The sequence below is a fragment of the Xanthobacter sp. BG11Y11_SDJG genome, assembly GCF_057364445.1.
Genome location: NZ_JBNFNU010000117.1, coordinates 1 through 11,117 on the forward strand (window position 1 = coordinate 1; position 11,117 = coordinate 11,117).

General features: G+C 69.7%; 10 protein-coding genes and 1 pseudogene. 7 read left to right on the top strand and 4 right to left on the bottom strand.

The features are described from left to right. Positions 1-118: 118 nt before the first annotated feature. From phnC to AC2W7M_RS11780, 3 genes are all read right to left on the bottom strand, one after another. Positions 119-844, bottom strand: coding sequence for a phosphonate ABC transporter ATP-binding protein (phnC, locus tag AC2W7M_RS11770; protein WP_486132525.1), 726 nt, complete (start codon positions 842-844; stop codon positions 119-121). A gap of 268 nt (positions 845-1,112) precedes the next feature. Then, on the bottom strand, positions 1,113-2,078 hold the full coding sequence (gene phnD, locus AC2W7M_RS11775) for a phosphate/phosphite/phosphonate ABC transporter substrate-binding protein (protein WP_486132526.1): 966 nt from the start codon (positions 2,076-2,078) through the stop codon (positions 1,113-1,115). Between the two features lie 246 nt (positions 2,079-2,324). Then, a complete protein-coding gene (locus AC2W7M_RS11780) occupies positions 2,325-3,077 on the bottom strand; it encodes a TetR/AcrR family transcriptional regulator (RefSeq protein WP_486132527.1) in 753 nt (250 codons plus the stop codon). 146 nt (positions 3,078-3,223) lie between these two features. On the opposite strand from AC2W7M_RS11780, the gene AC2W7M_RS11785 reads away from it, so the two are divergent. The 6 genes and pseudogenes from AC2W7M_RS11785 to AC2W7M_RS11810 all read left to right on the top strand — a co-directional run. After that, the gene (locus tag AC2W7M_RS11785; RefSeq protein ID WP_486132528.1) at positions 3,224-4,006 is read left to right on the top strand and encodes an SDR family NAD(P)-dependent oxidoreductase; all 783 of its coding nucleotides are present in this window, start codon (positions 3,224-3,226) and stop codon (positions 4,004-4,006) included. A gap of 11 nt (positions 4,007-4,017) precedes the next feature. Then, positions 4,018-5,229 carry an acyl-CoA dehydrogenase family protein gene (locus tag AC2W7M_RS11790; protein ID WP_486132529.1) on the top strand — a complete coding sequence of 404 codons (1,212 nt, stop codon included), beginning with the start codon at positions 4,018-4,020 and terminating at the stop codon, positions 5,227-5,229. Beyond that, positions 5,226-6,248: a phosphotransferase family protein gene (locus AC2W7M_RS11795; RefSeq protein WP_486132530.1), complete on the top strand. Its 1,023-nt coding sequence runs from the start codon at positions 5,226-5,228 to the stop codon at positions 6,246-6,248. Before AC2W7M_RS11790 ends, AC2W7M_RS11795 begins: the two co-directional genes overlap by 4 nt. Before the next feature lie 16 nt (positions 6,249-6,264). Further along, entirely contained in the window at positions 6,265-6,981 is a 717-nt protein-coding gene (locus AC2W7M_RS11800; RefSeq protein ID WP_486132534.1) for a CoA transferase subunit A, read from the top strand. Beyond that, entirely contained in the window at positions 6,981-7,628 is a 648-nt protein-coding gene (locus AC2W7M_RS11805) for a CoA transferase subunit B (protein WP_486132531.1), read from the top strand. The genes AC2W7M_RS11800 and AC2W7M_RS11805 overlap by 1 nt, the downstream gene beginning before the upstream one ends. A gap of 141 nt (positions 7,629-7,769) precedes the next feature. Beyond that, positions 7,770-8,849 (top strand): annotated as a pseudogene (locus AC2W7M_RS11810) (CaiB/BaiF CoA transferase family protein); the annotation flags it as partial. A gap of 45 nt (positions 8,850-8,894) precedes the next feature. Here AC2W7M_RS11810 and AC2W7M_RS11815 read toward each other — a convergent pair. Beyond that, the gene (locus tag AC2W7M_RS11815; RefSeq protein WP_486132532.1) at positions 8,895-9,635 is read right to left on the bottom strand and encodes an IclR family transcriptional regulator; all 741 of its coding nucleotides are present in this window, start codon (positions 9,633-9,635) and stop codon (positions 8,895-8,897) included. Positions 9,636-9,830: 195 nt separating this feature from the next. Between AC2W7M_RS11815 and AC2W7M_RS11820 the strand changes: the two genes are divergently transcribed. Then, entirely contained in the window at positions 9,831-11,057 is a 1,227-nt protein-coding gene (locus tag AC2W7M_RS11820; protein WP_486132533.1) for an ABC transporter substrate-binding protein, read from the top strand. Positions 11,058-11,117: the final 60 nt, after the last annotated feature.

Below are 11,117 nucleotides of genomic sequence, written 5' to 3' on the forward strand. Positions count from 1 at the left end.
GGGCGCGGCGCGCGGCGCGGGTCCTGGGCGTCTTTTTGGCGTCCCGCCGCGGCGTCCCTCGGGGTGCGCGTCGGCGCCGTCCGTCATCGCGGATGGTGCGCGACCAGTCTTTCCTCGCCTAGATGGCGGTAAGCGCGGCGGCGTCGAGCGTGTCGGGCGGTCCGTCGAACACGATGCGCCCGGCCTTCAGCCCGATGATGCGCTCCACGAACATCTGCGCCAGCGCCACGTCGTGGATGTTGACGATCGCCGCCAGCCGGCGCTCCGCGCATACCTCGACGATGAGCCGCATGATCTGGCGCGAGGTCTTGGGATCGAGGCTGGCGGTGGGCTCGTCCACCAGCAGCAGGTCCGGCTCCTGCACGAGCGCGCGGGCGATGCCGACCCGCTGGCGCTGGCCGCCGGACAATTCGTCGGCGCGCTTGTCCACATGGTCGAGGAGGCCGACGCGCTCCAGCACCGCGAAGGCGCGATCGACGTCCGCCTGGGGGAAGCGGCGCAGGAAGGCGCGCCAGAAGCCCACATAGCCGAGCCGGCCGGACAGCACGTTCTCCATCACGGAGAGCCGCTCCACCAGAGCGTATTCCTGGAAGATCATGCCCATGCGCCGGCGCGCCTGGCGCAGGCCCGCGCGCGAGAGGCCGGTCACGTCGAGGGCGCCGAGCCGCACCGTTCCGGAGGTGGGCTCCACCAGGCGGTTGACGCAGCGGATGAGGGTCGACTTGCCGGCGCCGGAGGGGCCGATGAGGCCCACCACCTGGCCCGCCGGCACCTCGAGCGACACGTCGGTGAGCGCCGCGTCGCCCTTGGCATAGCGCTTGGTGAGGCGGGAGAGGGTCAGCATGGACATGGTCCCGACAGCGGGTGCGAAACGGACCCGGACACGGCGTCAGTCACCGCCATCATGCCCCGGCTTGCCCGGGGCATCCACCGGGCGGCGCCGGGGCCCGGCGTTCGCAGGGCCCGGCCGCGCGGCACCGTAGATCCCCCGGACAAGCCGGGGGATGACGAGCCCACAAGACCGGGTGCAGCGGGCCAATGACCCAAACGCGTCACTCGTCTCGACTGTGACGCCTTCGGCGTCACTTGAACTGACTGTGACGCCTTCGGCGTCACTTGCAGGTATAGGCGACGCCCATGGCGTCGTCGATCTGCCGCACCACCGCCCAGGTGTCCTTGAAGGTGATGGGGATGAACTTCTCCTGCGGCGGCTCGGCGGACTTGAACTCCTTCTGGAGCGCGGTGCCTTCCCAGTCGAAGGTGAAGAAGGCCTGCTTCACCTTCTCGGCCAGCTCCGGCTTCAGGTTGTAGACATAGCCGTAGCCGGTGGTGGGGAAGGTCTGCGACTTGTAGATCGTCACCACCTGCTCGGGCTTGATGACGCCGCGGGCGATCATGCGCTTCATCACCGAATTGGCGATGGCAGCGGCGGGATAGTCCTTGTTGGCGACGCCGATGATGGAATTGTCGTGCTTGCCGGAGAAGGCCGGCTCGAAGTCCTTGCCGGCCTCCATGCCGAACTGCGACTTCAGAAGCGCGGACGGCGCCTTGTAGCCCGAGTTCGAGGTCTCCGAGGTGAAGGCCATCTTCTTGCCCTTGATGTCCTCGACCTTGGTGATGCCGGAACCGGGATAGGTGATGATCTCCATCTCGTAGCCGTAGGCGCCGTCCTTCGCCGCCATCATGGTGAAGGGCACGAAGCCGGCGCAGGCCACCGCGATGGGGTTGGAGCCGGTGTTGAAGCCGGCCACGTGCAGGCGCCCGGCGCGCATGGCTTCGAGCTGCGCGGCGTTGGACTGCACGGGGAAGAACTGCACCTTCTTGCCGGTGGTCTTGGCCAGGTGGTCGAGGAACTCGGCCCACACCTTGGCATAGACCGCGGGGTCCTCCACCGGGGTATAGGCGAACACCAGGGTGTCGGGGTCGATCTGCTTGGCCGCATCGGTCGGCGCGTCGGCGACCATGTCGCCATTGGCGTCGGTGAAGCGCGGGTCGAGCTTGAAGTCGGCAAGCGCGGCGCCGGGCAGCAGCAAAACGGCGGCCGCGAGCGTGGCGCGCGCGAAGGCGGCGAAGGACATGGAACCCTCCAGCGATGGGATCGGTGGAGGGGGATGTACGAATTTTCCGTGACGCTAAGACTACAGCGCCCCGGACCAGCGACGGCGCAGCCGGAGCGCCGATCCGGGGCCCAGCGCAGGACTCCTGCGAAGCAGGCAATGCTCAGGAGCCTCGGTTTCAGAAGCCGCCTTCGGCGCACCTCTTGCGCTGGGTCCCGGCGCTCCCTCCGCTGATCGCTCCAGTCGGCCGGGACGCGAGGGCGGCGCTCAGGCGGCGCCCAGAGCCCGGGCCGAAAAGGCGGCGAGGCCCTGCGCGAAATGCTGCGGCGAAATCCCGCGCCGGCGATATTTCGAGCGCTTGACATACCAGTCCTGCACCATGGGCTTGATGAAGGCGGCGGCGAGCGCCACGTCCTCCACCGGGAACAGGCCCGCCGCGCGGCCCTCCTCGATGACGGCGGCGAACAGCGCCTCGGTGCGCGCCTCGCTCGCCACGGCGCGGGCGCGCGCCTCCGGCGGGAAGGCCTTCGCCTCCATGTAGACGAAGGTGAACCAGTCCAGCATCGCCTCGGTGAGCGCCACATGGGCGCCTATCAGCCAGGCAAGGCGCGCGCGGGCGTCGGGAAGGCCCTCGGGCGGATGGCCGAGCACCTCCTCCACCACCTCCGCCACCACGTCGAGGATCATGGCGAGCAGCGTCTCCTTGGAGGAGAAATAGGCGTAGAGCGCGCCCATGCTCAGCCCCGTGCCCTCCGAGAGGTCGCGCAGGCTCATGGAATGGAAGCCGCGGGCATTGGCGAGCGTCAGCGTCACCTGGGCGATGTGGGCGAGGCGCGGCACCGCCACCGCCGGCTTCTTGATGCGGATGGTGGCGCGGTGGCGCGCCAGCATGCGCGCGGCCAGCGCCTCCGGCGAGAGATCGAGGCCCGGCGGCAGGCCGAAGTGCGGCCCGGCAGAGGGAGCTTTCGCCCTGCCCGTCCCGGCATCCTTCGCCGCGTGACCTGCGGTCCGCTTTGCCAAGCCTCGCCCCTCCCTCGCGCCGCCCCATGCCGACGGCCGGCACACTTGCCTTGGGAAACGCCGCCCGTCTATAAAGCGAGCGCTCGCTCGATAAATCAAGACCGGACGACAGGCGGGCACCACGACGCGGATGGGGGAGGGTCGGGATGGGCGATCAGGCTTCGGATTTCACCGTGTCGCTTGAGGGGCGGGTGGCGCTCGTCACCGGCGGATCGCAAGGGCTCGGCGCCCATTTCGCCCGCATCCTCGCCGCCGCGGGCGCCAAGGTCGCCGTGTGCGCGCGCAGCCGCGAAGGGTGCGCGCGGGTGGTGGACGAGATCGCCGCCGCCGGCGGCACCGCCCGCGCCTTCGCGATGGACGTGACCGAGCCGCAATCGGTGGAAGCGGCGGTCGCGGGCACAATCGCGGCGTTCGGCGGCCTCCACATCCTGGTCAACAATGCGGGCATCGCCACCACCAAGGCGCTGCTGGACGTGACCGCCGACGACTGGGACAAAGTGGTGGACACCAACCTCAAGGGCGCCTTCCTCACCGCCCAGGCGGCGGCGAAGGCGATGATCGCCGCCGGCACGGGCGGCACCGTCGTCAACATCGCCTCCATCGTCGGGCTCCGGGTCGCCGGGCAGGTGGCGGCCTATGCCGCCTCCAAGGCGGGGCTGATCCAGCTCACCCGCGCCATGGCGCTCGAATGGGCGCGCCATTCCATCCGCGTGAACGCGCTGTGCCCCGGCTACGTGGAGACCGACTTCAACCGCGACTTCTTCGCCACCGAGGCCGGCCAGGCGCTGGTCCGCCGCATCCCCACCCGCCGCCTCGGCACCCTCGACGACCTCACCGGGCCGCTGCTCTTCCTCGCCTCCGGCGCGTCCGCCTACATGACGGGCGCGGAGCTGGCGGTGGATGGCGGCCATCTCGTCTCCTCCCTCTGAAGGCCCCCGCCATGGACTTCACCATCTCCCCCGCTTTGGACGACCTGCGCGCGCGCATCGCCGCCTTCGTCGCCGCGAACGTCATGCCGCTGGAAGCGGACCCCGCCTCCTACGATGCGCACGAGAACATCCGCGCCGACCTGCTCTCTAGCCTGCGCGCCAAGGCGAAGGCCGAGGGCCTGTGGTGCCTCCAGCTCAAGCCGGAGAATGGCGGGCTCGGCGTCGGCCGCATGGGCATGGCGGTGTGCTACGGCGAGATGAACCGCTCCATCTTCGGACCCGTCGTGTTCAATTCCGCCGCCCCGGACGACGGCAACATGATGGTGCTGGAGGCCTGCGGCACGGCGGAGCAGAAGGCGCGCTGGCTCGCCCCCATCGCCGAGGGCAAGGTGCGCTCCGCCTTCGCCATGACCGAGCCGCATCCCGGCGGCGGCTCCGACCCGGGCATGATCGCCACCCGCGCCGAGAAGCAGCCGGACGGCTCCTACCGCATCTACGGCCGCAAGTGGTTCATCACCGGGGCGGAGGAGGCGGCGCACTTCATCGTCGTCGCCCGCACCTCGGACGACGAACGCACCGGCCTCACCGCCTTCCTGTTCCACCGCGACCAGCCGGGCTGGCGCATCGTGCGGCGCATCCCCATCATGGGGCCGGAGGAGCATGGCGGGCATTGCGAGCTGGAGTTCGAGGGCCTTCACATCCCCGCCGAGGACGTGTTGCTGGGCGAGGGCAAGGGCCTGAGGGTGACGCAGATCCGCCTCGGCCCGGCGCGCCTCACCCACTGCATGCGCTGGCTCGGCCTCGCCGAGCGGTGCGTCGCCATCGCCCGCGACTATGCCGCCGTGCGCACCGGCTTCGGGGTCAGGCTCGCCGACCGGGAGAGCGTGCAGCTCATGCTGGGCCGGACCGCCATGGGAATTGAGATCGGCCGCCTGCTCACCATGAAGGCGGCGTTCGAACTGGACCAGGGCCGGCTCGCCCGCAAGGAGGTGTCCATGGCCAAGATCCAGGCCGCCAACACGCTGCACCAGGCGGCCGACATGGCGATCCAGATCAACGGTGCGCGCGGCTATTCCAAGGACACCGTGCTGGAATGGATCTACCGCTACGCCCGCCAGGCCCGCCTCGTGGACGGCGCGGACGAGGTGCACCAGATGGTGCTCTCGCGCTTCCTGGACAAGGAAGGCGACGGCTTCTGGCGCTGGCCGGTGGCCGCGTCATGAGCGTCGGCGCCGACGCTCCCGAACTTCGACCCGGCCGCGCTCGACGCCTTCCTGAAGGAGCGGCTCGACGGCACCTCCGGCCCCATGGCGGTGAGCCGGATCGCCGGCGGCAGTCGAACCCCACCTTCTTCGTCACCTATCCGGAGCGCCGGCTGGTGCTGCGCAAGCAGCCGCCGGGCGAACTCCTGCCCTCCGCCCACGCGGTGGACCGGGAATACCGCGTCATCAGCGCGCTTTCGGGCGCCGGCGTGCCGGTGCCGCCGGCGGCGCTGTTCTGCGCCGACCGGAGCGTGGTGGGCACGCCCTTCTACGTGATGGAGCGGGTGGACGGCCGGGTGTTCCACGACTGCACCCTGCCGGGGGTCACGCCGGAGGCGCGCGGCGCCATGTACCGCGAGATGGCGAAGGTGCTGGCGGCGCTCCACAATGTGGACTTCGCCGCCATCGGCCTCGCCGACTACGGCAAGCCCGGCAACTACTTCGCCCGGCAGATCGCGCGCTGGACGCGCCAGTGGGCGCTCTCGCGCACCCGCGAGGACGCCGACCTCGACCGCGTCGCCGCGTGGCTCGCGGCCAACGTGCCTGAGGACGAGACCACCGGCATCGTCCACGGCGACTTCCGCATCGGCAACCTCATGTTCCACCCCGCCGAGCCGCGCGTGGTGGCGCTGCTCGACTGGGAATTGTCCACCCTCGGCCACCCGCTCGCGGACCTCGCCCATTGCGCCATGGCCTGGGTGTCCCTGCCGCAGGAGTATGGCGGCATCCGCGGGCTCGACCTTCCCGCCCTCGGCATCCCCGATCTGGAATCCTATGTCGCGGCCTATTCCGCTTCGGCCCGACATGGGGCAAAGATGACGAACTTTCACATGGCCTTCGCATTGTTCCGCTGGTCTGTCATTTTCGAGGGGATCGCGGCGCGGGCGAAGGCCGGCAACGCGGCGTCGCAGGACGCCGCGCAGACCGGGTTGCTGTCGGCGGCCTTCGCCCGCAGGGCGGCCGAGCTCATTTGGCCTTGAGGGCATCAGGGAGGGGATCTTGCGAAAGAAGGTCTATGCGGACGCGGCGAGCGCGCTCGAGGGCGTGCTGGCGGACGGCATGACGATCATGGCCGGCGGCTTCGGCCTGTGCGGCATTCCGGAAAATCTCATCGCGGGCATCCGCGACGCCGGCGTCAAGAACCTCACCGTCGTGTCCAACAATTGCGGCGTCGACGATTTCGGCCTCGGCATCCTGCTCGCCAACGGGCAGATCCGGAAGATGATCTCGTCCTATGTGGGCGAGAACAAGCTGTTCGAGCAGCTCTATCTCGGCGGCGAGCTGGAGCTGGAGTTCAACCCCCAGGGTACGCTGGCCGAGCGCATCCGCGCCGGCGGGGCGGGCATCGCCGGCTTCTACACCAAGACCGGCTACGGCACCGTGATCGCCGAGGGCAAGCCGACCCGCGAGTTCAACGGCCACCATTACGTGATGGAGACCGGGCTCACCGCCGACCTCTCCATCATCAAGGCGTGGAAGGGCGACAAGGAAGGCAACCTGATCTACCGCAAGACCGCGCGGAACTTCAATCCGATGATGGCGACCGCCGGCAAGATCACCATCGTCGAGGTGGAGGAACTGGTGGAGATCGGCGAGCTGGACCCCGAGAACATCCACACGCCCGGCATCTATATCGACCGCATCATCGTCGAGCAGGGCGCCGAGAAGCGCATCGAGAAGGTGACCACCCGCAAGCGCGAAGAGGTGAAGTGATGGCCTGGACCCGCGAGCAGATGGCGGCCCGCGCCGCCCAGCAGATCCGCGACGGCTTCTACGTCAATCTCGGCATCGGCATCCCGACCCTCGTCGCCAACGCGCTGCCGCCGGGCATGACGGTCTCGTTCCAGAGCGAGAACGGCATGCTGGGCATCGGCCCCTTCCCCTATGAGGGCGAGGAGGACCCCGACCTCATCAATGCCGGCAAGCAGACCGTGACCGAGGTGCCGGACACCTCCTATTTCTCCTCGTCCGATTCCTTCGCCATGATCCGCGGCGGGCACATGGACCTCTCCATCCTCGGCTCCATGCAGGTGTCCGAGCACGGCGACATCGCCAACTGGATGGTGCCGGGCAAGATGGTGAAGGGCATGGGCGGCGCCATGGACCTGGTCGCCGGCGCCAAGGAAGTCATCGTCCTCATGGAGCACGTGGAGAAGTCCGGCGCGCCCAAGCTGGTGACGCGCTGCACCCTGCCGCTCACCGGCACCCACGTCACCGACTTCGTCATCACCGACCTCGCGGTGTTCGAGTTCACCAAGCGCGGCGGCACGCTGGTGCTGAAGGAGCTGGCGCCGGGCGTGAGCCTCGACGAGGTGCGCGCCAAGACCGAGGCGAAGTTCGACGTCGGCCTCGCCAACTGAGGCAGGGCGCGCCTTCGCGCAGCCGAACGAGCGACGCGCCGCCTCCCCGCGGCGCGTCGCTCGCGTTTGCCGACGCCGGCATGGACACGGGCGGCGCGTCCGGGAGACGACGCAAGGAAATGGACATGGCGACCCCGCGACGGGGCGCTCGCCGGCCTCAGGGTGCTCGAATTCTCCGCCATCGGCCCGGTGCCGCTGGCGGCCATGCTGCTGGCCGACATGGGCGCCGACGTGGTGTGCGTGACGCGTCCCGGCACCACGCCGAAGGACCCGCGCGACATCGTCTCGCGCGGCCGGCGCTGGGTGGAGCTGGACCTCAAGGACCCGGCCGGAAAGGCCGCGGCGAAGCGCCTCGCGCTCGGCGCCGAGGTTCTGCTGGAAGGCTTCCGCCCCGGCGTCATGGAGCGCCTCGGCCTCGGGCCTGACGACCTCGCCGCGAACGCGCCTCTGGTCTATGGCCGCATGACCGGCTGGGGCCAGGACGGCCCGCTCGCGTCCACGGCCGGACATGACATCAACTACATCGCCATCACCGGCGCGCTCGACGCCATCCGCGGCCGCGACGGGGCGCCGACGCCGCCCCTGAACCTCGTCGGCGACTATGCGGGCGGGACCATGTTCCTGGTCGCGGGCGTGCTCGCGGCCGTGCTCGCCGCCCGCGCGAGCGGCAAGGGCCAGGTGGTGGATGCCGCCATGTGCGACGGCGTGGTCGCACTGCTCTCGCTGTTCCACGCCCGCGCGGCGCTGGGCCAGATCGGCCCGCCGCGCACCAACATGCTCGACGGCGGGGCGCATTACTACAACACCTACCGCTGCGCGGACGGGCGCTATCTCAGCGTCGGACCCATCGAGCCGCAATTCTATGCCGAGCTGCGCCGCATCGCCGGGCTCGACGACGAAGCCTTCGACCGGCAGAACGACCGCGCGCTCTGGCCGGAGCTGACGGCGCGCATGGAAGAGGTGTTCGCCCGCCGCACCCAGGCGGAATGGGTGGCGGCGTTCGAGGGCTCGGACGCCTGCGTCGCCCCGGTGATGGGGCTGCTGGAGGCGCCGGAGCACCCGCACCTTGCCGCGCGCGGCGCCTTCGTGACCCGTGGCGGCGTGGTGCAGGCCGCCCCCGCGCCGCGCTTCTCGCGTACTCCCTCGCAGGTTCCGGACCGCCCCATGGGCCTTGCCGCCTCGGCGGAGGAGGTGCTGGCCGGCTGGGGCGGGAGCGCCTGATCCCGCACCGGACGCGCACCCGGCCGGGCGTGGGTTCGCCGCGGCTCAGCCGGGAAGCTGCGCGTCGAAGGAGGCAAGCGCGCGCTGCATGATCCCGGCGATCTCCGGGCGCCGCTCCAGGCAGCGCGAGACCGGCCCGGCGACGACGATCGACAGGGGGCGGTCGCAGATGCGCAGCGCCAGCGACACGCCGGCGAGGTCGGGAATGTATTCCGACCAGCTCTGGTGATAGCCGCGATCCTGCGCCGCGCGCAGTTCACTCTCCACCATCTCGACGCTGACCGGCGTCGTCTGCGAATAGCGCTCGAAGGCCATCTTCCGATAGACCGCCTCGCGGGCCTGCGGCGCCAGCTGCGCCAGCAGCGCGCGGCCGACCGAACTGGCATGGGCCGGCACCCGGTCGCCCACCGTGGCGTGGTAGCGCACCGGGTGGGTGGATTCCTGCACCTGCATGAACATGGCATAGGCGCCGCTGAGGGCGGCGATGGCGGTGGTCTCGCCGGTCTCGCGGCAGATGCGGGCGACGATCTCCGCCGCGACCTCCGGCAAGGGCTCGGCGTCGGCGATGCGCTGCACCAGCGGCAGCCAGCGCGGGGTGGGGTAATAGCCCGCCCTGAGCCGAGGTTCGTAAAGATAGCCCTTCTCGACGATGGTGCCGACCAGATTGAACGTGCTGGAGCGGGGCCAGCCGAGATCGTCCGAAATCTCGGCGAGCGTCGCCGGCCGCTGCCGCTGGGCAAAATATTCCAGAAGCTCCAGAACGTTGGCCGCCTGCTTCACACTCATCTGATGCCCTGTCCGCCGTGTTGCGCGCGGCGCCGCCTCATCTCTCACCGTTCTAGCCGAGGCGCCGTCCCCTCGCGAGGGCTTGACTGAAAATTCCTATATGTGTCTTATTAATTCCTGTACAAGAATTACAGCGAGGCCGCGCACATTCGCAGCCCGGCCCTAGCCCATAAGATCCGACTGGGAGGATCAATCATGCCGTCTCCTCGCCTGAGGGCCGCCTTGGCCCTCGCCGCCTGCGCCTTCATGGGCGCCGCGCCGGCCTCCGCCGCCTCTGTCCCGGTCAAGATCGGCGTGCTCGCCGACATGTCGGGCATCTTCTCCGACATCGGCGGCAAGGGCGCACTGGATGCGACCCTGATGGCGGTGGAGGACTTCAAGGCGCTTCCGCAAGCCAAGGGGCTCGACATCGAGGTGGTCTCCGCCGACGCTTTGAACAAGCCCGACATCTCCAGCAGCATCGCCCGCAAGTGGTTCGATTCCGAAGGCGTGGACGTGCTCGTCGACCTGCCCACGAGCGCCATCTCCCTCGCCATCGCGCCGCTGGTGAAGGAGAAGAACAAGGTGGCGCTGTTTACCGCCTCCGGCAGCTCCGACATCAACGGCAAGGCCTGCACCCCCAATTCGGTCCACTGGACCTACGACACCTGGGCGCTCGCCCACGGCACCGCCGATGCGATCACCAAAGCGGGCGGCAAGACCTGGTTCTTCCTCACCGCGGACTTCGCCCTCGGCCACGCGCTGGAGCGCGACGCCGGCGCCGTGGTGGTGCGCGACGGCGGCAAGGTGGTGGGCAGCGTGCGGCACCCCACCGACACCAAGGACTTCTCGTCCTATCTGCTGCAGGCCCAGGCCTCGCGCGCCGACGTGATCGCCCTCGCCAATGCCGGCGGCGACACCATCACCGCCATCAAGCAGGCGTCGGAATTCGGCATCGTCGCCGGCGGGCAGAAGCTCGCGGGCATGCTGCTGTTCATTTCCGACATCCATTCGCTGGGGCTGAAGACCGCACAGGGCCTGCAGCTCACCACCGCCTTCTACTGGGACCAGAACGAGCGCACCCGCGCGTTCGGCAAGCGCTTCGCCGAACGCAATGGCGGCCGCTACCCGTCCATGAACCAGGCCGGCGCCTATTCCGCGGTGCTCGCCTATCTCAAGGCGGTGGCGAAGACCGGGTCGGCCAAGGACGGCGCCGCCGTGGTCAAGGCCATGCGCGAGGCCGGCACCTTCGACGACCCGCTGTTCGGTCCGACCCACCTGCGCGAGGACGGCCGCGTGGTCCACCCCATGATGTTGGTGCAGGTGAAGAAGCCCGCCGAATCCAAGGGGCCGTTCGACTACTACACCATCCTCGCCACCATCCCGCCGGAGCGGGCGTTCCGTCCGCTCCAGGACAGCGACTGCCCGCTGGTCAAGAAGTAGGCGCGGCGGCGGCCTCCCCCCGGCCCGCCCCCGGCACCGCCCCCGGCGCTTGGCCGGCGG